Here is a 23133-nt window from a genome sequence, read left to right on the forward strand (position 1 = left end):
TCGCTGAGAACTTGTAAAACTCAAGTTATTTATAATATCAGCTGGAACACAATTTTTAAAAATATACCATTACTTTCTAGATGATTAAATGATTTTTATCATTATTTGTCAAAAAACTGAGAAGAAGGTGGATCTTCCTACACGAAGCGCAAGAGTGCTAACGGTGGCCATTCGAACACTACATCACATGATCGTTGTAGAAATCAGTCCAACTAGCAATGCATGTATGAAGATGCTGTTAACAAAAAGCCCACCGCCGGATCATCTCCAGTAGCAGGCTTCCATTTTCGTTGCCGGAGTATATCCGGGAATGGGCTTTCTAGTTTACTTGACGCTTCCCGCTTCGCGGATTAATCAAGCTCAATGTTCTGCAAATATTCCAGAGCTGCATTAAAACTGGAGTCTATTTGGGAAAGCTCCGAGTTTAGCGTCTTATTAAATGCTGCATCGCTTTGTTTGTCTTTGCCTTCCAAATGAGTCTTGATCATCTTGACCAGAGATGTTTTATGATTTGCGATCTCTTTAAGGGATGCATCGCTTTCCTTTTTGGCGCTCTTTACGGTTTTTGACAACTTGGCTTTTGCTGCCGCGAGTGATTTTTTATCCTGTGTCATTTCATTTCTAGCCTTGGCGACAGCCTCCTTGCTCAGCTTGTTTTTGACCGCATTGCTATAGTTGGCTGCAGAAACCTTGGACTTCTGCGCTAAGGCTGTAACCTCGGTACCCAAGACTTTACTTAAGTTCTTCTGCGCATCCTTAACCTCTTTGACCCTGTCTTTGTAGGATTCAAAATAATACTTGTCTACGTACGCATTAGAATATGTAGCAGCAAACGCCTGTGATGGTAATACAACCACCAATAGCAACAACAATATCATCGCCTTTTTCATTCTCCCACTATTCCCCCTTAGTATAATACTCTTAATATAAATAATGTTATACGGCAGCACAATACTTACTTTGCAAGCGGCTAGTTCGGGGTGCAAGCCAACAGTCAGCCATTGGTGATGAAAAAAAGCCCCCTGCCAGCGTTACGGGGTCAGTCCCGTATCCTGCAGAGGGCTTGCTGTTGGATTTACTTGACGCTGCCTGCTTCGCTGCGCGGCGGACGCATGGTCAGGCTGACCCGGCCTTTCTTGAGGTCAACGCCCATGACCCATACGGTGACATTGTCTCCTACAGAGACGACGTCCATCGGATGCTTCACGAAGCTGCCGCTAAGCTGGGAGATATGCACCAGCCCGTCGTTCTTGATTCCGATATCGACGAAGGCGCCAAAATCAATTACGTTGCGGACGGTTCCCTGCATCTCCATGCCGGGAACCAGATCCTCGATCTTCAGCACATCGGTGCGGAAGATCGGCAGCGGCAGCTCCTCGCGCGGATCGCGGCCCGGGCGCTGCAGACTTTCGAGGATGTCGCGCAGTGTAGGCACGCCGACATCCAGCTTCGCAGCCAGCTCTTCGGCGTTCTGCGCCTGCAGCTCCTCAGCGACCTCCTTGCTGCCGAGCCGGGTTACCTCCAGCCCCAGCTCACGGAACAGGCGGTCCACCACCGGATAGGACTCCGGATGGATCGGCGTGCGGTCCAGCGTATTGTCCCCGCCGGGAATCCGCAGGAAGCCGATGCACTGCTCGTAGGATTTGGCACCGAGGCGCGGCACCTTCTGCAGCGCCTTGCGGGTCACGAACTTGCCGTTCTCCTCGCGGAACTTCACAATATTCTTGGCGATTGTGGCATTCACGCCCGCAACATAGGACAGCAGGGATGCGGATGCTGTATTCACATCGACACCGACGTGGTTAACCGCGGATTCCACAACGCCCTTCAGGCTCTCCTCCAGATGCTTCTGGGAGACGTCATGCTGGTACTGCCCGACTCCAATCGCCTTCGGATCGATCTTCACCAGCTCCGCCAGCGGGTCCTGCACGCGGCGGGCAATGGATGCGGCGCTGCGCTCGGCCACATCCAGATCCGGGAACTCCTCCTGCGCAAGCTTGGAGGCGGAATAGACACTGGCTCCCGCTTCATTAACGATCAGGTACGCCAGCTCAGGATTGCCGATCTCTGCGATGACCTCGGCGGTGAACTGCTCCGTCTCCCGCGAGCCGGTGCCGTTGCCGATTACGATCAGCTGAATGCCGTATTTGGCAATCAGCTCCTTGAACTTCGCCGCCGCCTCCTTCTTCTTGTTGTTCGGCGGCGTCGGATAAGTGACCGCTACCTCCAGCAGCTTGCCGGTATCGTCCACAACGGCCAGCTTGCACCCGGTACGGTAGGCCGGGTCAACGCCAAGCACGTTCCGGCCTTTGACCGGCGGCTGCAGCAGCAGGCTGCGCAGATTCCCGGAGAAGATCGAAATCGCCTGATTCTCTCCTTTCTCCGTCATCTCTCCGCGCACCTCGCGCTCAACAGACGGAGCGATCAGCCGCTTGTAGGAATCCTCCGTCACGGTCTCGAGCAATTCCTTGACCGGGGACGGCCCCTTGACCAGCTTCCGCGAGATAAAGGCATGAATCTTGTCAGTAGTTACCTCAATGCCTACCTTAAGCACGTTCTCCCGTTCCCCGCGGTTGATGGCGAGAATCCGGTGGGGCGGCATTTTGTGTACCGGTTCACGGTAACTGTAATAGTTCTCGTATACGCTCTCCTGCTCAGCATCCTTGGCTTCGGAGATCAGCACCCCTTGACTTGCGGTGTACTGGCGTATCCAGGAACGGATGACCGGATCATCGGCAATGTTCTCGGCGATAATATCCATCGCGCCCTGCAGCGCCAGCTCAGCACTCCCCACGCCTTTGTCCGCATCAATATATTTAGCGGCCTCTTCCAGCGGAAGCCCCTGCCGGCGCTGTTCCATAACCCAGTTCGCCAGCGGCTCCAGCCCCTTCTCCTTGGCCACACTTGCCCGCGTCTTGCGCTTCTGCCGGAAGGGGCGATACAGATCCTCCACTTCCTGCAGCTTGACTGCTTTCAGGATCTGCTCATGCAGCTCCTTTGTCAGCTTGCCCTGCTCCTCAATGCTGCGGATGACATCTTTCTTGCGGTCACCCAGATTGCGCAGATAAGCCAGCCTTTCCTCAATATCACGCAGTTCGTTCTCGTCCAGCTCACCGGTCATTTCCTTACGGTATCTCGCAATAAACGGAATCGTATTCCCCTCATCCAGAAGGCCTACCGTCGTACGCACCTGTTTCAGGCTAATGCCCAGCTCCTTGGCAATCGCCGCGGTAATCAGTTCCTGCTCCTGCCGCGCAGCAGCTTCATCCGGCACAGTACCGGCATTCGTATTTTCTGCAGCCAATTGAATCCCTCTTTCCGCACACGTTCTGCGTTCTTATAATCCCTACCTGAAATAGTATCACAAATTGGCTATCTACCAAAGTTTAGGGATTCATTGACTCCGGAAAAAGAAGGCTTGCTGCGAAGTATATTGTCATCCCTGCAGGAACCACAGATCATTTCATTTGCAGGCCCCGCCGGTCCATCCGCTTAGCGGAGGCGAGCGATAGCCCAAAGCACAGAACAAGCACTAGTGCAGCCACGGCATACGGGAAGTTGATATCCAGGTCAAACAGGACTCCGGCCACAATCGGACCGGCAATATTGCCAAGACTGGTATAGGCAGAATTCATGCCCATCACGAAGCCCTGCTGCGATTCCACCGCCAATTTGGAGAGCTGTGTTCCGACAGCGGGTCGCAGGATATCCATCGAAAGAAACACAATGAACGTCACTGCAACGATGGCCCAGTAGCCGTGTACAAACAGTGTGAGGAAGATGAACAGGCCCGCGATAAGCAAAGAGAACGAAATGACTTTATTTTCACCAAAACGATTCAATATCCAGCTGAACGCCGTAACTTGAATCACGGCCCCCGAGATAGAGCCAAAGGTTAGGACAAAGGCAATATCCTTAGGGGTGAATCCAAATTTATGATCCACAAACAACCCGAATACCGTTTCATAATTCGCCAATCCGAAGGAGAGTACAAATACAATAACCAACCCAATGAAATAGGGTTCACGGTAGGAACGCACCAGTTGAGTTACAAGACTCTCTTTATCGTTCTGTGCTGACTTCACAGCTTCACGCTGGGCTACGGAGCGCGATTCCGGCAATACAAATGTACTTATCAAAGCCACCAAAGCCGCTGCTGCTGCTGCTGCGAAGAACGGCACACGGATACCAAACTCCGCCAGATAACCGCCAATTCCCGGTCCGATAATAAAACCGGTGGTGATGGCCGCATTGATCAGCCCCATTCCTTTGGCCCGTTCCTCTGTGGAAGTCGTATCCGCCACGTAAGCCATGACCGCGGGCATAATCAGCGCTGCTCCGACACCTCCTAGCATTCGGGATACAAACAGCAGCCAGGGCGCATTTGCCAACCCGAACAGCAGCTCCGAGAGTGAAAAAACAATCAGTCCGGCGACGATAATTTTTTTTCGGCCCATCCGGTCCGATAGTCTGCCCGCAAACGGCGACACAATCAACTGAGTTACAGAGAAGGCTGCCACCAGCAACCCGACAACACTGCCTCCGATGTGCAGCTCATTCATATAAGTAGGCATTATCGGAACAACCAGTCCGATGCCTGTAAACGCCAGAAAAATATTCAGCATAAGGAGCAGCATAGCGCCCCGGTTTCTTAGCAGTAATGACATTGCAATAACCTCCGTATTCCCGCAACCAAATCTTCAAGTAGGGGTAATTCTGTTTATCTTATAGTTAAATATCCGCTTATCCGTCAGTTGCCATACCTTTTATTCCACAAATGAAAAATCTTAAATAAGACACGTAAGACCGACCATCCGGTCTAATTGAGGGTAAATAAAAACGCCTTCCTCAAACTGATTTTTTGGGCTCAAACCTGCAATAAAATAAAACCGGCCCCTGCGTATAGCTTCACTGCAGTGCTCTGTCTTCACAGGCACGCTTATTCTCAATGCCTATCCGGTACGTATCCCCTGCAGCAGCAGCCGTATGGCATCCCGGTAATACTCCATGATATCCTCCGGCGCGTTGGCCAGAACTGTAATCTCGCTGACTCTGCTGATTCCCTCCAGCAAGCCGCTTACAATAATTACGTAATTGTCCAGGTTGCCCTTGACCAGGTACCCCGTGTCCATACCCTCCTGCAGCAGATTGCGGCAGGCTTGCGATGCCGATTCGTAGAGCCGGGAGAGACGCTGTTGAACCTCTTCTGAATGAGGCCGGGATCTGGCGTATTCCTCAAGCGCGCGGATTAGCGGATTCTGAAAATCATTCGCATAATGCTCGCCTAATGCATAGAAACGTTCCTCGATGCCGCTGATTCCGCTCCGTTTCTGCTCCCAATCGCTGAGCCACTGCTCGGTATCGTCTTCTACTACATATAGAAACAGTTCATCTTTACTCGGAAAATGGTGATATAAACTTCCTTTGCTCACCTTGGCCGCCGTACAGACTTCGTTCATGGTCACCGCTGCAAAACCTTTCTGAACAAATAACTGTGTTGCCTTTAGCACTATCCGCTTTTTCGTTTCTTCTCCGTCAGAACGTCCTTTAATTCCGACCACCTCCTTAACCCGACCGTCCGGTCCAATTGTAGCATAGCTATTGTTTAAAGTGAAGACATTTAAGCCACTGGTTCGTATACAGTTTCCATACAATTAAAAAGGCACGCCGGATTATACACCGGACGTGCCTCCATTACACATTCTATACTATGTAGCCCAGCCTGATTTAGAAATCGATCAGGCCAAGACTGATTTGCAGCGAATCATCCACCTTCTTCATTGTATCATCGTCAAGGTGGGTGATCTTATCGGTCAAGCGTTGTTTGTCAATTGTCCGAACCTGCTCGAGGAGAATAACGGAATCCCGGTCAAAGCCGTGGGCTGCCGCATCAATTTCCACGTGCGTCGGCAGTTTGGCCTTCTGGATCTGGGCAGTGATGGCTGCCACAATCACCGTCGGGCTGAAACGGTTGCCAATATCGTTCTGAATAATCAGTACCGGCCGTACTCCGCCTTGTTCTGAACCTACAACCGGCGAAAGGTCGGCAAAAAAAACGTCGCCGCGTTTAACGATCAATATCTACACCCCGCTTACTAAGCGGCCAAGAGTACTGTCTGCATCTTCCTCAGCGAGAAAGGCCTCGCATGCCATCGTCAAATTGATCTTGGCCATTTCCATATAGCCCCGCTGCATGGACTCACGAATGGTGCGTTTCCTCCGTTCGCTTAAATACAGCTTCATGGCCTGCCTAATCAATTCACTCCGGTTAGAGTTCTCCAATTGAGCGATCCCATCCACTTCCTGTAAGAGATGATCGGGCAAGCTGATCATAATTCTTTTGGTGTTCTGCAAATTGGCCACCTTCTCTTCCACCCCCACAAACCTTCTGCCCTTGTGTTTCAGTGTTACAATATACAAGGAATTTTATACAAGGAATATATGCAACCAGTATATCAAGTATGCTGCATCCCATTATAAACTAGAAATGGCGGTTCGTATAGACCATAAGTCACATAGGTCTTTACGGTTCAGCTCCCTTTATCGATTCCTGTAAAAGTTACACAGTAAGAACATCAAGCCTGCAGCAGGGGATTCACCAGGTTCGGAGTAGCACCTTCACGCACATATACGCGGGGCACCCGGTGGGCCAGCATACAGATTACCTCGTAGTGAATCGTTCCCAGATGGAGTGCCAGTTCGTCTGCCGTGATGGACACGCCAGCCTGGCTTCCGATGAGTACAACCTCTTCGCCTGCTTTGATTTGTTCCGCTTCTTCAGCGAAAGATTTGAGCGATACCATACACTGGTCCATGCAGATCGTTCCGACGACAGGAACGCGACGTCCACGTATTAGCACCTCCGCTTTGCCTGTCAGCATGCGGGAATATCCATCTGCGTACCCCACAGGCAGCGTAGCAATGATCTCTTCGCTGTCAGTGAAGTAACGGGTGCCGTAGCTGATGCCCCAATCGGGCGGCAGGGTTTTGACATAAACCGCCTGCGTCTTCAGCGTCATTACCGGATGTAAAGCCACCTTTGTATGGCTTACCTCTGCCGATGGATAAAAACCGTACAAGCTTATGCCTACACGCACCATGTTACTGGATAGAAGAGGTGTATCAATGGCCGTAGCGCTATTGCCCGTATGTATGATCGGGATTTCAATCTCTCTGTCCCGAAGCGTTTCCGCCACGCTCATGAACCGCCGGTACTGCATCAGTGTATAGCTTTTGTTTTCTTCGTCTGCCTTGGCAAAATGGGTAAACATACCCTCCAGCTCCGCCTGCGCTACAGAATGCACTTCAGCGATGAAACCGGGCGCGTCAGCCGGCAGCAATCCCAGCCTTCCCATCCCGCTGTCGATCTTGATATGCACCTTCAGCCGGTGCTCCGGATCTATAGGAAGCCTTCTTATTGCCTCCAGTACATCCGGTGTGAACAGTGTTACGGTTATATTGTACTCCCAGGCAACGGCTATTCCTTCCGGCGAGGTGTAGCCGAGCACCAGAATAGGAATTAGTATTCCCGCCTGACGCAGCTCCAATGCCTCATCCAAAAAGGCTACACTAACATAATCCGCTCCGAGTCGTTCAAGCTCCCGCGTCACTTCCACTGCTCCATGGCCGTACGCATTTCCTTTGACGCATCCCATAAATTTAGTCTCCGGCAGCAAGGCCGCACGAAAGGCTTCGTAATTGGCACGCAGATCATCCAGATTAATCTCGGCTACTGTAGGTCGATAGCTTACTTGCACTTCAGGGTCACCTTCTTACATTGTAGTAAAACATCTCTGTGATTGTCGTATGGAACCACAAGTCTTACTGCCAATGGTAATGCTAATGGAAGGCGGCTGTCAATGTAAGTACAGCTATCTTGCTGATTGGTCCTCCAAAGGGGCGGTTAACGGCAGAAATAAGTAAAAAGCGGATACAGATTGTAGAGGAATGGGCTCCCACAATGCGCAGTATCCGCCTACTGAATATTACTTACCCGATTGTTCCGCCATAGAAGCGGCAATTTGCATCATTTCGGACTTCGGAAGGTTCGCGCTGGTAATGCGGAATTCCACGCCGTCGTTCATCCAGGTCAGAGTCAGCTGTTCATCGCCGCTCAGAAGCCCTGCGGTAAAGCCAAGATCAATTACCTTTCCCGGAACCAGCGATACCGTGTGGTCCAGCGGACGGGCTTCCATAATCGTATACTGGTAAATCCCGTCGTAACGGAGGATCGCTGAATGATCCTTGCTGTCCTCGATTTTGTGGCTGTCCTTAAATTCTACACCGGCAGGAATATACTCCGGTTCAATAATGCCGAAATCACCAAGCTCCGCAGCAACCGGCTGATCCCCCTGTTCTTTGTCCTCCGGTGCAGCCACCGGATTGCCGTCTTCATCAACCTCGGCTACTGTGCTTTCGGAAGGAGTACCGTTTGCCATATTTCTTTGCATATCAAAAGAATCCTTATTGAGCTCCGGATCAAACTTGAAGCTGTCGAACTTCACATCGACCACAACCTTGGCCTCGGAGTCGGAGACCTGCACCTGTTTCGGTTCATAGGTCTTTTTGGTCAGCCATATTTTTTGGCGCACCAGTGCGCTGCTCTGGTAATTTGCCGCCACTTCAAACACGTAGTTGTCCCCATCCTCCGTAAACTGGCGGTTGTTGTCAGAGACGATACTGTTGAGCAGTGTCTGGTACAAATACACCTGGCCTTGGCTATCCGGCCAATCGCTCTGGAAGCGGAAGCTCTTGCCCAGACTCGGTGTCAGCACGAATACCCCTTCATCATTGCGCAGAACAATCTGCGTTACATCCTTCTGGACATTGGAGAGGCTAATCCGGTAGTAGGAAGGATTTTTGTACCACACCTCCACCTTGTACTCCTGCGGCTGTTCGCCGGTGTACAGGGTCATCGTGCCGGCACCTTGGTAGGCCCCCTGCTTGCTCTCCAGCTTGTCAGACACATTGTTCAAATCCTTGACTACGGAAGCGGCATCCTTCTTCCCGCACCCCGCGAGCACCAGGGCCACGCTCATTATGATCGCGAGTACCCATGTTATCCGGCGCATGACATCATCCCCTTAACCTGTTTTGAATGCATTGATTAGTACATGTCTATGAGGGACAACACCGCAATATGCAGACGGGCATGACAAGCATGACAAGAGGTTCGAATTAGCCGTATGGACGATTCAATAAAGGAACTGGCTGCGGACGTGCAGAATTGTTTTAGGCAACGCTTATTGAAGGGGGTACAAGTTATGCAGGGATTTATTTTCAGGAAAGATTACAGAGAAAATGAGGTGCTCCGAAAGAGCCTGTCCGGGCTTGCCGCCAGCAGCTTTGGAATAAGCTTCGAACAGTGGTATCAGGAAGGGTTCTGGAATGAACGGTATATTCCTTTTTCTTATATCGAGGATGAGCAGGTGATTGCGAATGTTTCAGTCAATGTGCTGGACTTGATCATTGACGGCCAGCAGAAAAAGGCGATCCAGATCGGAACCGTAATGACGCATCCGGATTACCGGCATAAGGGCTTGTCTGCCAGTCTGATGAATAGGGTAGTGGAGGAGTATGCGAATCAGGTTGATTTTATGTACCTTTTTGCCAATGATACGGTGCTCGATTTCTATCCGAGGTTTGGCTTTATCCCGGCGCAGGAGCAGCTCTTCTCTATCGACTATACTTCAGGCAGCACCGACTCCGCGGGGATCCGGAAATTAGACGGGACTCAGCCGGATGATCTAAACTTTATCCGCACATTCGCAGCGCAGCGATTGCCGGTATCCCGGCGTTTTGGAACAGACGGCACGCTCGGGCTGCTGATGTTCTACTGCCTGAACGTCTTCAGTGACGACCTCTATTACCTGGAGAACGAGGACGTATTAGCTATTTGCAAGCAGGAAGGCAAGGAGCTGAATATTTTCGACATTGTGTTTACGAAAGCCATTGATATTCAAGCTGTTTTGGCTAAGCTGGCCAGCAGTGAAACTGAAAAAATAGTTTTTCATTTTACTCCGGATTACATAGGGATTGAAGCAGAAAGCACACCTTACCCGGGCGGCTTATTTGTGAGAACCTGCGGCAACTCTTCATTTCCGGCCCACATGAAGCATCCAGCTACATCTATCGCCTAGAAACTGGAAGTTAGGGCGAGTCAGCCGCAACCCCGGGATCTGCTATGTTTAGAGAGTCATGAATTGCCCAAACCGGGCCAGAAACTCTTCCTTCTCTTTGTAATCCGGCATGACACTCCCGAGGCGGCGCCAAAAAGACCGGTCATGATTCATATGCAGCAGATGACACAGCTCATGGATAATCACATAATCAATAACCTCGACGGGGGCCATCGCCAGGCGGTAATTAAACGTCAGTTTCTTGTCCGCACTGCAGCTCCCCCACTTGGTTCTGGATTCAACGATTTCGATCGTCTTCGGTTTTACCCGGAGCTGATTCTGATAAACGGTGATCCGTTCCGCGACAATCTTCTTCAGACGGGCAAAATAGAACTTCTTGAGTTCCAGCTTCAGCTTCTCCGCATCCCATTCACCGATGTTAATCAATTCATGCAGCGGGTATTCCTTTCCAAGGTAAAGAAACTTCTCTTCCTCCTGATATTCCTTCGCCTTGGGTGCCTGCCGTGCCTCCCGGCCCTTGCGCAGCTTGTCCAGAATCCATTCGCCGTGCCGCTCCACCGCGCCCAAAATCATTTCGTTGCTTGTCCCCTTAGGGGCTTTTACCGTAATCAACCCAATTGCATCTATATGAAGGGAGATCTTCTTCCGCTTCGCGTACTGTACATGGATTTGAATCATTTCATCCTGTAACTGAATCTGCATAGCCACCATCGCTTCTATAAATATTCTTTCCTCCACTGTAACATGTTTGCCAGCACAGCATACAGAGTTTCATAGTGCGCCCCTCTTCACACATCACAAATAAAGAAGAGTCCACGGTGGACTCTTCTTTACCCAAAGTCATTAATGAATAGAACGTTGCGGGCTTACTCTTGCTGTAATCCAAGCTGGATCAGCTGGTAAGCATAGATCATGTAGAATCTATTATTCGCGAAAAACAGATCATCATAAGTTACGCCCGGCTGCGACTCTTCTATTACCAGGGGATTGGCGAACGAATATACTAATGCATAGCTTTTCCGGTCCATAACGGTCAGGGCGGTTTCAGTGTTCATTGTGTGCTTAGGAGAGATGTTAATGTACTTGCTGTCTATTCTTAACCGGTAGGCTGCATTACTCACTAATGGGTTCAGTGCAGAATGGTACAGCTGCTCTCCGGCGGCGTTCATTGCATAGAATCCCGTATTATTGGCGAACAACAATTTGCCGTCCACGATATAAATGGCGTCTGTGGTGGGGTCTATGGACTTTGTCCATTTCTGTTTCCCTGTTTTATCGACGGCCACGAGCAGGGATTTCGTCTTGGATTCAGCTACTTTGGCAATGTACGTCTCTTGATTCAGCTTCTCCACCTGCTCCACCGTCCAGTTCTTGTTCAGGGGATAGCTCATTTTTTTCTTCAGATTCCAGTCGATCACATCAAAAGATAAAGCCCGTCCCTCATTGTTGTAGTTCAGCGTCAAATACTCATTCAAGACCACCGTGCGGATAGAATTGGAAGCAAGCCCCTTGATCTTGCTCAAATCCTTCTTCCAGGCAACAGTGCCATTGAGATTAACCGCTGTGACTCTCGAATCATCGTATACGATTAACCGGTTGTTGGCCAATCCGTAGATTTGCACATTCTCAGGAAATAAAACCTGCCAATTCAGCTTCCCCTTAGGACTGATAGAATACAGATAAGTCTCATTGGAGAACTGTTTCAGACCCGCAGCAACTACGCCGTAGAGATTCCCAGCCTGATCAAAAAACACCCCGGCCCCTAACTTATATCCCCCATAAATGGAGAGCTTCCATTGGATCGTAAAGGTCTGGGGATTGACCGCCACTATGTACTCCTGCAGCATTTGACCCTTCTCATTGCGGGGATTATGGCCGTATAGCGGCACCTTGAAATACATAAGGCCATTCACGGTTCCCAGGTAATTATATTCTACTGAAGAGATGCCAAATTGGATCTCCCCCTGTTTCTCCAGCTTCTGCTCCTTCTGGCTTGAGGGGTTCACGGCTTCTGCAGAAGCCGGCGGGTATTGAAGTGAAACAAAGATAAGGATAAGCGCGCACACGAGCTTCATTGCTTTTTTCATTCTTTTCTCCTCATATCAAAGGTATGAACAGGCAGGACCGGGTTAGATCAGGCGGGCGATCTTTTCGATCTCCACTGCAGAAGCGGCTAACTGCTGCATGGACGCGGTGATTTGCTCCGTTGCCGCAGCCTGGCGCTCGCTCTGTGCCAGACAATCCAACAGGGTTGCATCCATCAGGGTAATGTTCTTCTTGATCGCCTGCAGGATGCTGGCGATTTCTTTGGCAGAGGAGGCGCTGGAGACCGACATCTTTCGAATCTCCTGCGCTACTATCCCAAATCCCCGGCCATGCTCGGCGGCATGTGCAGCTTCGATTGCGGCGTTCAGGCCCAGCAGATTGGAGTTGTCCGCCACTTTTTTGATGAAATCCAAAATCTCATCCGTACTATGCAGTTCTTCGACAACCTTCTGGCCGAGCAGCTTAAGATCGCTTACGGTATTCGCCAAATCAGAAGCGGTTCCGGCTATTTCCCCGGAGGTGGAGCTTATCTCTTCAGAGGTTGTTGCCAGAGTATTGGCCGCATCGCTTAACGTTTCTTGATTGTGCAGGCTGATCCCAATGGTAAAAACACCGATAACCTTCCCATCTTGCCCCTGAATCGGCATGGACGAAGATTTGAAGGGCAACCCGTAGATTTCCTTCGGAATATTTGCACTAACCGTCTCGCCGGTGTCCAGCGATCTTCGGATCCCGCCATTCTGCGGAACCGGCATTCCCTCTTGAATGCGGATATCCAGCTCATTCCCCGGCAGATAATAGATGAACTTGTCCGAATCGGCTAATGCGAACATGACATCCAGCGGAAACAAGCGCTGCACGAGCGGCAACGATATTCTCAAAGCATCCAGTAATTGTTCAATCTCTATTTCATTTTGACTCTTCACGACACAACAGCTCCCAATACAGGATTTTAGATCATTATAGCATGAAGGAAAATGCAACCGACAAGGCATTTAGTCCTTGCTTTTGGGTTGATCTGTTGCGTATTTATCCTGCCATAATTAGATAAAACTATGAAACCAGAAAGAAACGTTACCCTCTTAATAGAGAAGGTAACGTTTCTGCGGGAAATTGGCCTCTTAACGATACATTGATTAGACTGAAAACTTCGAAATACTTTCCTGAAGCTCTTGAGCAAGCTCAGACAGCATTCTTGAAGCCGCTGCAATTTCCTCCACACTGGCCAACTGCTCTTGCGCCGAGGCAGATACGTCATAGGTCCCCTCGGAGGAGGCCAATGTGATCCTGTTGATCTGCTCAAAGGCAACTACCAGCTCATGAGTTTCATGCGACATTGCTTGGGAAGCATCGGAGACGCCTCCAATCTGTTCATTGATTTCTTGTATGGAGGCTTCGATTTCGGCAAAGGATTGCCCGGCGGTTTGGACGGCATAAATGCCGGCCTCCACTTCCTTCTCCCCTTGACTGACTATTACGAGGGTCCGGCTTGTCTCCGATTGAATCGAATGAATCACCTCAGAGACGCGTTTCCCGGATTCTGCAGTCTTCTCCGCAAGCTTGCGCACCTCACTGGCTACTACAGCAAAACCCCGTCCATGCTCTCCTGCTCTCGCTGCTTCAATCGCCGCATTTAGCGACAGCAGGTTCGTCTGATTCGCTATATCCGTAATAATCGCAATGATTTCGCCGATTTCTCTGGAGCTTTCGGCCAAGGTGCTGACCACTCCTGAAACCTCACTTACATTTTTTGATACAGCCGATATTTGGTGAATTGCTGATTCAACCGCCTGAATCCCTTTGGTGGCCAGGTCGGATGCTACATCCACCGATTCCTTGACATGAATGGAACGCTCCGCAATTTGCGCGGCCTCTCCATCCATCTTCTGAACAAGCGCAACGCTGGCTTCGATGCTGTTCACCTGCGTCTGCGCTCCTTCTGCTAATTTCTCCGTAATGGACGCAACATGCTCCGTAGCTTGTCCCGTTTGTTCCGCGCTGGCTGTCAGCTCTTCCGATGAGGCGGCAACATGCTCCGCATTCGTGCCCACTTCCCGGATCAGATCACGCAAGTGGTTGCCCATGTTATTGAAGGCCTCAGCCAATTGCCCAATCTCATCCTTATTCTTGATCTCCACCAGGGTATTCCGCAGATCCCCTCCGGCAATTTGAACCGCCATCTTCTGGAGCTTCTGGATCGGGTTCGAGATCGCCCTGCTGATCAGAGCCGCGGCCAGAGTTCCCAGAAGCAAGGCTGCGCCTGTCAATGCAATGACCAGCTTCTTAGTAGCCGATACATCACTGAAGGTTGTATTAGCTTCCAGCTCCAGTTCCTCCTCTTGAAGCTTAACAAACCGTTCTGCCGTACTGCTGAATTTACTTAGAACAGGTCCCTGCGTTTGCAGGATCTCCAGATAATCGCTGTTATTCCGCTTTTTACTGTCGATAACTTGCATAGCAGTACCGCTGTAATGCTCCTGCAGGAGATCGAGTCCGGCGAGGATTTGTTTGTCATCACGATCGGTAGTGAGCAATTTCAGCTGACCAAGAGCAGTGCGGAACTGATTCTTCGCTCCCTCAAAGTCAGCTACTTTGGACTCATCTCCATCAATCAGGAAACCGCTGATGCTTGCCCTTTCCTGCTCCACTGCAATTCGCAAATCCTTGATCAGTTGAACCGATTGGGATTTGTTCGTCAGAAGTTGTGTGTAGGTATCATTGACCTTGGAAAGGTAAAAGTAGCTGGTGAAGGCTACAACCAGCAGGAGGATCAGAATCAGACCGAACCCGCCGTATAATTTATTTTTAATCGTCATGTTTCTGAGTCTGCTCATTTCGCTGCCCCCTTATCTGTTGTGTCCAGAATTGAGGTGGCTTCTGCCCGATAACTCTTAGCTGCTTGTTCCGGGGTTATGCTGCCGTCCAGCACACGTTCCAGGATGATTTTATAGGCATTGTCAGCAATCAAGGCGCTGCTTGGAGCAGGAGGATCGATTGGGGATGAATGAGTCTTGAGATAGTCAAGCAGCTCGTACTGTTGTTTTCCCCCTTCATCCAGCTTGCCGGAGAGCTGTGCAGCAATCACAGTGGAAACAGGAACTCCCCGTTCTCCCTTCAGAATGTCATTGGCTGCCGCATTATTAATGAAGAAATCAATGAATTTGGCCGCTTCTTCCGGATATTTAGAATAGGACGACACCGCGAGGAACATGGAGGGTTTGATAAAGCGCCCTTCTTTGTCCCCGGCCTTCGGCAGCGGCAGCAGCTTGATGGTTCTTCCTGCCTTGCTGCTCAAGATTGTCGATGCATTGCTGGAAACGGAGAAGAAGGCCGTCTTCCCGGTTATTACCGGATGATTCTCATCATTGCTGACTCCCTTAAATGAGCCTATCAATCCTTCCTCTGTCCATTTTTTATAGAGGGTGAAATAATCCGCCAGATCTTTGTCATCAGCATATCCAAGAGCCGTTCCCTCCGCATTGTACATGGATACACCTCGGGTTCTCAGAAAATAACTCACAGCAAACATATTCCCCATCGGATAGAAATCGGGATCATCTATAGTTTCTTTTAGTTCTACAAGTGTCTTGTACAGCTCATCTATTGTATAGTCCTGGGAAGGTGCCTTAATGCCCGCCTCCTGAAGAAATGCCGGATCATAGATCAGAGCTTCTGAATTAATGCCGATATTGACCGCGTATAATTCATCATTTTTCATGCCTGGAGCCAGGTACTCCGGGGGAACATCCGATATGGAAAGACTCTTATTCTTAATATAAGGGCCAAGCGGTTCAATGAGATCCCGATTAATATAATTGAATATAAATCCATAATCCCCCTGAATAATATCAGCAGCCTTCTGATCAGCCGTATCCATAGCCAGACGAGAAGACAGCGCATCTGTACCCGAGAAATCCTCCGTCACAATCTTGACACCCGGATGCTCCTTCATATACAAATCAACTACCTTCTGCGTGTCCTCTTTGCGTTGCTCTTTCCCCCACCACACAAACTTCAGTGTAACCTCCTGAGCTGCTGCCTCTTCCTTGTTTCCGTCACCGGAGTTGCTGCAACCTACAATTCCTGTTAGGACCAGGAGAACCCCACACACCTTCAATAACCCCCATGCTTTCTTTCCCCTCATAAAAGCCACCGCCCTATCTATCTAATGATGTCGAATAAACAATAATAATGTAGTATTTTGCATACTCAACAACTGTTTTCTTTATCGGAAAGTGATTCTGCTTTATGAACAGATAAATGGAAACGGCTTCGCCGTCCTCAAAAGGACGGTATCCGTTTCAGCGAGAAATAGAAGGATAAATTATAACGTGAAGCATATAAATTCTTATCTTTTAACAAAAAAAGCCCGCACTCTGCACGGACTCCTCATCTTAATATGTATCCAGTTTTGGGGACAGCTTCATGAATCCTTTAACATTCCTATGATGATAAACGTAGAAATATAGAGCACAAACATAATGGCCAGCACGAGGCGCATCCGGCTTTTGTTCTTCACATATTTATTCATCAAAAACATAATGACAGCTATTGCAGCAACGCTCAGAATTGTGATGATATTGTTCATCCAAACTCTCCTTTACAGTAGATTCAGCTAAGTATATAGGGGAAATTAATTCATTTATATAAAAAAGAGCATAAATATTGTATTTTATTTCATTTATTTGGATCTAGATTTGTAAGAGGTGCGACATTTTATGTCGTACCTCTTGTTTTATACTACGAAGGTACCATTCAAACTGTGAAATGAGGTTCAAGATTATGCCGAAAACAAAACGGGGCCGCGTACTTTGGAACTTGCCGTCACGGGGCCGGGGGACATGCCCGATCTGTGAAACTACGCGCATTAAGCTGCTCTATCCAAAAGTGAAGAGTGATGGAACCGGAATTAAGGTATGCAAGCGGTGCAGTAAAGCGCCGCAAGTCAAAGTTGATGCTATAACAGGCTAAGCGTATCCTTAGTCGGGGATGCCTCTCTCTTTTATGCGCATATGCATAAGACAGGTGCAGGCATCCTTGTTTCATTCCGCCGGGTTCCTTATACTCGAAATAAACAAACACAGGGCCAAGCTCTGATTCCCATAATCATGAAAGGGAGCGTCTTACTTGAGCCATATCCACCGTATTCAATGGTTCGACCAGCAGATTAAGGCGGGACGTTATCCGAACAGCAATCATCTGGCCGGGCAGTTCGAAATCTCCAAGCGCCAGGCTCAGCGGGATATCGAATACATGGCCTCTTCTCTCCGGGCTCCGCTGCAATATGTGGCGAAGCAGCGCGGATATTGCTATGAGGATGACAGCTTCATGCTTCCTTATCTCTATATGACCGATCAGGAAAAGCAGATTCTGAAATATTTGGCTTACCGCTACAGCCGGTATAATTACGAGAATGGAGTGGCAGTACGGCGGATTGGCAGCCTGCTGGAGCGGCTTACCGATGATCAGGAGCCGGGTGCAGAGGCACAGCTGCCGATTTTCACGGTAAATGTACATGTACTGCAGTATATTGAGCTGCTGGAGCATGCCATCAAAGAATGTATAGTTGTAAGAATTGTTCATGATGGGCAGGAGGGTGAACAGGAAATCTGCCCGCTGAAGCTTGTTAACCACTACGATGATGACCATGTCATTGCCAAGACGGCAGAACATAGTCCGCCCCAGCACTTCCGGCTATCCTCCATCCGCTCTTTGAAGCTGACTGAGCGGCGGTTCAATGGAGAAGCCGACGGCGGACTGCGGCAGGATCAGGTCCGAAAGCTCAAGCCTTTTACGGCACAGATCCGCCTGGCTGCTCCGCCCAAAGGAGGATCATGGCTCGGATTTCCGGTACATCCTATAGATAAAGACATTTACGAAGTCGATTTTTTCGATCCGGAGATGTTCGTGCAGCATCTGCTCACTACAGAATGGCTGCAAATACTGGCCCCCCAATGGCTGCAAGTCAAAATAAGCAGCAGATGCCAAGCGATGCTTGATTTGCTGAATCCACAGGAGAATCCAAGTGAACCTTAATAATATTCAGATGAAACGTGAATCGAAGTCTTTTACAGACGCCTTATATGCCATCCTGACAGCCGCGCAGCGGTTTGAAGGACCGAAGTATATGCTCTCCGGGCTTAGCGGTATGGCCTTCAAATTCTCGGTGCACCGCAGGCTTCAGCCTATGTCGGTTACGGCATACGGGCAGTGGGGAAATGAGCATGCACCTGCTATTGATAATCTGGGGATTCACACGGCCTATGACGGCGGACGTACAAGGCACTGCTCGTTCGAAGTGTATCAGCAGGATGCCATCGCTTGGATCAAACAAAGCATAGATGCCGGTGTGGGAGCGTTGTACTGGATTCCGGAGTTCGGGGTAATTCACGGCTATGATGATGCGGACAGGGTATTTTATCTGCAGGACGGCTGGTCCGGGGAGAGCCAAGTGGTGTTGTATGACAATTTCGGCATCAACTTCACCTCCTTCTGGTACTGCCAGGTGTTCGGCAATCAGGTAGAGATTCCCTTGAAGGATGCGGTGCTCGAATCTCTCCGTCTGGCACTCTATGACTGGGAGACACCTTACAAAACATGGCCGGATAAGGAAATCGCCTCAGGCCGGCTCGCCTATCCATACCTGATTCAAGCCTTGAAGCTGGGAGACTATGATTCTTCGGGTGCCGCATATATTCTGGATTCCTACGTATACGCACGAAGGGAGATCAGGGATTATTTGCAGGAAGTACATCAGCTGATCCCGGGACTGGATGAAGTTCATCACATATACAGTGAATTGGCAGACCTAATGACGGAAGAACTTGCAGTGTCTCTGCCCTCCTTTCATGAAACAGGTCAACTGGCGGAGCACCGTCAAGCCTCATTATGTGCAGCGCTGGCCAAAGCTGAGGCCCTTGAAGAACGCGCAATGGAACGGGTCCGGATTATGTCCGAACGTTACCCTGACCGCAAACGTTCTATTGTGCCCAGATGGGGCGCACATTCGGCAAGGTAATATTTTAGAGCAGGCCATGAACAAGAACGGCGGAAAGAAGGAATTTATTCATGAGTAAAGTCATTCTCCATTCGCTTCAATACCGCCTGGAATCACATTCGTTTACAGATGCCCTATACGGTATTTTAACAGAGAAAGGCTGGTTCACTTTGCCGAAATGTATGTTGTCCGGAATGTCGGCTGCCTGTTTCCGCTTCTCCGTTCACAGGCAGCTCCATTCCGATTCGGCCACAGCCTACAATTGGATGGCGGAGCATCTTGTAGCTTGTGACCTGATTGGAGTAACAGCCTCCCAAATGGGCGGATTTAATTTCACACCTACCTTTCCTCTCTACCAGCAGCAGGCCATCTCTGATATCAAAGCATGCATTGACCGCGGAACGGGCGCAGTGGTATGGAAAGACCGGTTTGTTATTGTGAACGGATACCATGAACAAGAGCAGCTATTTTATTATTTGGACGGGGTAGTCGAATCCTGCCAGGAACTCCCCTACTTAGAATTGGGGAGGAATCTATCTCCGTATGTCTACTATCAGGTCTACGAGAAGCAGATCGAGATAGATGTGCTGCAGGCCATTAAAGAATCTTTCATACAAGCGGTCTTCAAAGCGGAAACCCATGACATCATGCTGCCGGAGTCCGGTTATGCATGCGGGCTTGCGGCTTATGATGCCATTGTAGAAGCACTTCGTTCCGGCGGCTATGACGCTGAAGGAGCCGCCGAAACATTCTTTGTCTACGCTGCTGCCAAACAAGATGCGGCAAAGTATGCACAGGAAGTCCTGGCGTACTGGCCAGCTGCAAAAGAGATCGCCGCACATTATACCCGGTTGTCGGAAATATTCGAGGTGATCACGCAGGTTGAACTTCATACGCAACCTCTCCCGCCCTCCGGGTTAAAAGAACTAATAACCTTATTCGACGATGCCAAGGCAGCCGAAACCGCCGCCATTCAATCGATCCGTCACTTGCTGCGTGAACCCATTGCCAATCGTTTTCACGATATTGGACTACGCTGAGCAGAAGCAGGTACGCTTGACAACAAAGTTATAGCTTCTATATATTTTAAGAACTATAACAAATTGGAGCGTGCCTATGAGCCCAGAAGAAGAGAAAACATTAGCTATCCATCAGGTGATGGATAGAATGGCAGCCGTCCAGCATAAATCCCAGGCCTTCGTTGACAGAATTAACAGGCAGGAATCCTTGACCCAGAATCAAATTATGCTGTTGTTCCAACTGCGGCTTACGGGAAAGCTGAATATCACCGATATCTCTGAACGATTCGTCATTACGCCGGGAGCTGCCTCCTCCATGTGCGATAGATTGGAAGAGGCGGCTCTAATTGAACGGGTACGTACCAAGGAAGACCGCAGAGTGGTCAATATCATACTTACGGAGCAAGGGGAACGGCGGATTCTTGATCTGTTTGACCGTTTCGCTACCGCAGAGCTGGACAAGATTGCGGATACACTCTCCAAAATTCAAATACTGATGGACGAAATTATTGAATAGCTCTCTTATCTGCGCAAGCACCGCCTCAGGCTACTGAAAGGCGGTGCTTTTTGAATGGATCATTATTTTATTGACTATATATTATTATATGTATATATTATAATTATTAAAATAACATCCGGCAAAAGGGGGCTCTACTCATGATACATCTGGACAAACACACTTCGGAAACAGATGCGTTGAATCATCCTCCGCTTAAAGTAAGAGGGTCTCTCATCCGCCGGGAGGATATCACCTCTGCCTCCGTAGATGTATTCGGTCACTTGAAAGCGCTGGGCAGGGTTACGACGGGACGACTGAAAGTGTCTGGAGAATGCTCTATAACAGGTGCCTGTCTTGCTGCGAAGGTAGAGAATTTCGGAAGCCTGCGTTTACACAGCCTGCAAGCCGAACATATCCGTTCCTCCGGATATGTTGCGGCATCGGAAGCAATCCATACGCTGACCTTTCTGGGGGAAGGCGCTGTGCGAGTGAACAGCCTTACCGCGAAGGAATCCATTACGATTCTGCTCGGTTCTTCCTGTACTGCGGATCAGATCAGAACGGACGGAACCCTGATAGTCAGGCGCTCATCTCTGCTGCTTAAGCGCCTGATGGGACCGTTCCGCAAATTCACTGCCCGCTTGATTCAAGGGACAGCCATTGAGCTGGAGCACACCACAGCTGAGCTTGTGTGCGGGGAGCAGATCCGGGTTGGACCCGGTTGCGATATTCAGGAAATCCGCTACAGCGGAAGTTTGCATGTTGACCCGAAATCGAAAGTAGGCAGAGCTGTGCATACGAACGGATCTGGAGGGCCTGTATCATGAGCAGAGCAGCCGCATGGATCCCGACCCAATACAGCTGCCTTCCTCGGTAAAGGCTTCACCCTCCTCGATGCCTCCGAAGCTGCCTACGGTATGTGAAACCCTGAATCCTGGAGGTCATCTTTCATACTCAATTATGGTTTCTCCGCTCGAGGCATCCTGAATCTCGCCGATCCGGATGAACCCCAGCTTCTGATAGAGATAATGATTTCTGACTGCCCAAGAGGGCGTGTCCAATGTCCATTTCTGTGCTGAGGGATAAGTATCAAACAGGAAGCGGAAGGCCTCCTGGCCGTAGCCTTTATTCTGATAATGCGGATCCATATAAATCCGGCCAAGATGACATTCCTCTCCGCCGGGAGCAGGAAAGACGATCATTCCGCCAATAATGGCATCATCGGCAAGCAGCTTGTAATAGTGGCCCTTCTGCATCATCTCTGCCTGCCAGGCGCTGGAATCATAGCCCGGTGGCCCGTCTTCTTCTTTATTTTGGAACTGCCGCGCGTCCTCGTTGAAGGTTTTCTTCTGTATTTCGGCTAAGGTCTTGGCGTCCTGTAGATCGGCTAGTTGAATTTTAAACATATCTTCCGGCTCCTTTGTCTTGTTCAGCTTATTTTTATTACTCAATGGGAAAATAGATATCCATCACCACAGATTCCCCGGTCTCCTGTACTTCCTCTAGCCAGTAACGCTCTTTGTCACATGCTGCTTGGTATCCCCTGCTGTTCACCCAAGCCGCGAGCTTCTTCCAGCCGAGGGGTATACGCTCAAAGGGATCGGCAAAGGGCTCCGTAATCCGTAATATTGCGTACCTGCAGCCCTCCACATGCTTACACGTTATGCCTTCAGCCAGTGCCGGAATATCCTGATTGAGTACAACCCAATATTCATACCCCCGCAGGCCTTCCTGCTGCTGTTCTTCAGACACAGGAACATCAAAACCAAACCTTCTTGTCCCGGCGCCGATTCCCGTTTTCGCTGACCACTCACTTATAAATGTGATGACCTCCGCCTCAGGCTCCTTGCTGATTCTTACGCCGCTGGCGGTATTCATCGTGTGGAGACTGTCAATTCTGACCTCACTTAAATAACCCATTGGAATGCCTCCAGTACTGTGGTTTAAGCTTTCCTCTAACAACGGTTTGGGAGGGATGGAGTAGTTAGCACTCCGGCATCTGCTTGGAATTTGGCCGAACTCCTGCAGAAATGCCCTGCTGAACGCACGCTCGGAGCTATATCCGTAGTCCAGGGCAATATCTAGAATCCTTCTTCCACGAATCAGTTCATTCATCGCATGGCAAAGCCGTCTCCTGCGGATATACTCCATTAAGGTGATATCCAGATGAATAGTAAACAACCTGTGGAAATGAAATTTCGAGAATCCGGATACGCGCGCACAATCCTCAATCGTAATCGGACCTTTTAGATTCTCTTCAATGTAATCAATTGCTTTCTGCATATACTCCGTATACCCCAAGCCGTTCACATCCTCGTTGCAACGATTACTTTCATTATAATCACCCGGCAAACGGACTACCGGACATTTATTGCTAAGTCCATTTATAGCGAGAAGCATATAAATTCTATATTTAAACAAAAAGATCCCCCG

General features: G+C 49.5%; 23 protein-coding genes. 7 read left to right on the plus strand and 16 right to left on the minus strand.

The genetic code is table 11. The annotated features are described in order from the left end of the window. Positions 1-350 precede the first annotated feature (350 nt). The 8 genes from ACQ76X_RS20340 to ACQ76X_RS20375 form a co-directional block, all read right to left on the minus strand. Positions 351-890 carry a hypothetical protein gene (locus tag ACQ76X_RS20340; RefSeq protein WP_438495648.1) on the minus strand — a complete coding sequence of 180 codons (540 nt, stop codon included), beginning with the start codon at positions 888-890 and terminating at the stop codon, positions 351-353. 185 nt (positions 891-1075) lie between these two features. Next, a complete protein-coding gene (locus ACQ76X_RS20345; RefSeq protein WP_438495694.1) occupies positions 1076-3274 on the minus strand; it encodes a Tex family protein in 2199 nt (732 codons plus the stop codon). Positions 3275-3458: 184 nt separating this feature from the next. Further along, positions 3459-4667, minus strand: a complete 1209-nt coding sequence (locus ACQ76X_RS20350; protein WP_438495649.1) for an MFS transporter — start codon at positions 4665-4667, stop codon at positions 3459-3461. A 285-nt stretch (positions 4668-4952) separates the two neighbouring features. Next, positions 4953-5561 carry a TetR/AcrR family transcriptional regulator gene (locus ACQ76X_RS20355; protein WP_438495650.1) on the minus strand — a complete coding sequence of 203 codons (609 nt, stop codon included), beginning with the start codon at positions 5559-5561 and terminating at the stop codon, positions 4953-4955. Positions 5562-5727: 166 nt separating this feature from the next. Further along, positions 5728-6078, minus strand: coding sequence for a type II toxin-antitoxin system PemK/MazF family toxin (locus ACQ76X_RS20360; RefSeq protein WP_038586937.1), 351 nt, complete (start codon positions 6076-6078; stop codon positions 5728-5730). Positions 6079-6081: 3 nt separating this feature from the next. After that, positions 6082-6363, minus strand: a complete 282-nt coding sequence (locus ACQ76X_RS20365; protein WP_076111276.1) for a CopG family ribbon-helix-helix protein — start codon at positions 6361-6363, stop codon at positions 6082-6084. A 212-nt stretch (positions 6364-6575) separates the two neighbouring features. Further along, entirely contained in the window at positions 6576-7757 is a 1182-nt protein-coding gene (gene alr / locus ACQ76X_RS20370) for an alanine racemase (RefSeq protein ID WP_076111245.1), read from the minus strand. Between the two features lie 228 nt (positions 7758-7985). Continuing rightward, the gene (locus ACQ76X_RS20375; protein ID WP_438495651.1) at positions 7986-9071 is read right to left on the minus strand and encodes a DUF4367 domain-containing protein; all 1086 of its coding nucleotides are present in this window, start codon (positions 9069-9071) and stop codon (positions 7986-7988) included. A 192-nt stretch (positions 9072-9263) separates the two neighbouring features. Between ACQ76X_RS20375 and ACQ76X_RS20380 the strand changes: the two genes are divergently transcribed. Continuing rightward, on the plus strand, positions 9264-10139 hold the full coding sequence (locus ACQ76X_RS20380; protein ID WP_438495652.1) for a GNAT family N-acetyltransferase: 876 nt from the start codon (positions 9264-9266) through the stop codon (positions 10137-10139). A 48-nt stretch (positions 10140-10187) separates the two neighbouring features. Here ACQ76X_RS20380 and ACQ76X_RS20385 read toward each other — a convergent pair whose 3' ends face one another. The 6 genes from ACQ76X_RS20385 to ACQ76X_RS20410 all read right to left on the minus strand — a co-directional run bounded on the left by ACQ76X_RS20385 (position 10188) and on the right by ACQ76X_RS20410 (position 16773). Next, positions 10188-10841, minus strand: a complete 654-nt coding sequence (locus tag ACQ76X_RS20385; protein ID WP_438495653.1) for a M48 family metallopeptidase — start codon at positions 10839-10841, stop codon at positions 10188-10190. A gap of 164 nt (positions 10842-11005) precedes the next feature. Beyond that, entirely contained in the window at positions 11006-12226 is a 1221-nt protein-coding gene (locus ACQ76X_RS20390; RefSeq protein ID WP_438495654.1) for an outer membrane protein assembly factor BamB family protein, read from the minus strand. 42 nt (positions 12227-12268) lie between these two features. Beyond that, entirely contained in the window at positions 12269-13111 is an 843-nt protein-coding gene (locus ACQ76X_RS20395) for a methyl-accepting chemotaxis protein (protein WP_438495655.1), read from the minus strand. Positions 13112-13321: 210 nt separating this feature from the next. Then, positions 13322-15019: a methyl-accepting chemotaxis protein gene (locus ACQ76X_RS20400; protein WP_438495656.1), complete on the minus strand. Its 1698-nt coding sequence runs from the start codon at positions 15017-15019 to the stop codon at positions 13322-13324. Continuing rightward, the gene (locus ACQ76X_RS20405) at positions 15016-16329 is read right to left on the minus strand and encodes an ABC transporter substrate-binding protein (protein WP_438495657.1); all 1314 of its coding nucleotides are present in this window, start codon (positions 16327-16329) and stop codon (positions 15016-15018) included. The genes ACQ76X_RS20400 and ACQ76X_RS20405 overlap by 4 nt, the downstream gene beginning before the upstream one ends. 279 nt (positions 16330-16608) lie before the next feature. Then, the gene (locus ACQ76X_RS20410) at positions 16609-16773 is read right to left on the minus strand and encodes a hypothetical protein (RefSeq protein WP_179091764.1); all 165 of its coding nucleotides are present in this window, start codon (positions 16771-16773) and stop codon (positions 16609-16611) included. Positions 16774-16967: 194 nt separating this feature from the next. Here ACQ76X_RS20410 and ACQ76X_RS20415 point away from each other — a divergent pair, with 194 nt between their 5' ends. The 6 genes from ACQ76X_RS20415 to ACQ76X_RS20440 all read left to right on the plus strand — a co-directional run bounded on the left by ACQ76X_RS20415 (position 16968) and on the right by ACQ76X_RS20440 (position 21527). After that, the gene (locus ACQ76X_RS20415) at positions 16968-17156 is read left to right on the plus strand and encodes a hypothetical protein (RefSeq protein ID WP_076111252.1); all 189 of its coding nucleotides are present in this window, start codon (positions 16968-16970) and stop codon (positions 17154-17156) included. Positions 17157-17312: 156 nt separating this feature from the next. Beyond that, complete coding sequence (locus ACQ76X_RS20420) at positions 17313-18221, plus strand: helix-turn-helix transcriptional regulator (RefSeq protein ID WP_438495658.1); 909 nt, start codon at positions 17313-17315, stop codon at positions 18219-18221. Continuing rightward, entirely contained in the window at positions 18211-19203 is a 993-nt protein-coding gene (locus tag ACQ76X_RS20425) for a hypothetical protein (RefSeq protein ID WP_438495659.1), read from the plus strand. Before ACQ76X_RS20420 ends, ACQ76X_RS20425 begins: the two co-directional genes overlap by 11 nt. A gap of 50 nt (positions 19204-19253) precedes the next feature. Further along, positions 19254-20222 (plus strand): hypothetical protein, encoded by a 969-nt coding sequence (locus ACQ76X_RS20430; RefSeq protein ID WP_438495660.1) that lies wholly within the window; start codon positions 19254-19256, stop codon positions 20220-20222. A gap of 76 nt (positions 20223-20298) precedes the next feature. Then, positions 20299-20718 (plus strand): MarR family winged helix-turn-helix transcriptional regulator, encoded by a 420-nt coding sequence (locus tag ACQ76X_RS20435; RefSeq protein WP_438495661.1) that lies wholly within the window; start codon positions 20299-20301, stop codon positions 20716-20718. Positions 20719-20858: 140 nt separating this feature from the next. Continuing rightward, positions 20859-21527 carry a hypothetical protein gene (locus ACQ76X_RS20440; protein WP_438495662.1) on the plus strand — a complete coding sequence of 223 codons (669 nt, stop codon included), beginning with the start codon at positions 20859-20861 and terminating at the stop codon, positions 21525-21527. Between the two features lie 114 nt (positions 21528-21641). On the opposite strand, the gene ACQ76X_RS20445 is transcribed toward ACQ76X_RS20440, so the two are convergent. Continuing rightward, positions 21642-22106: a GNAT family N-acetyltransferase gene (locus ACQ76X_RS20445; protein WP_438495663.1), complete on the minus strand. Its 465-nt coding sequence runs from the start codon at positions 22104-22106 to the stop codon at positions 21642-21644. 37 nt (positions 22107-22143) lie between these two features. Beyond that, the gene (locus ACQ76X_RS20450) at positions 22144-23121 is read right to left on the minus strand and encodes a helix-turn-helix domain-containing protein (protein ID WP_438495664.1); all 978 of its coding nucleotides are present in this window, start codon (positions 23119-23121) and stop codon (positions 22144-22146) included. Positions 23122-23133: the final 12 nt, after the last annotated feature.

Source organism: Paenibacillus sp. IHBB 3054 (assembly GCF_051594305.1).
Taxonomy (GTDB): Bacteria; Bacillota; Bacilli; order Paenibacillales; family Paenibacillaceae; genus Paenibacillus_AQ.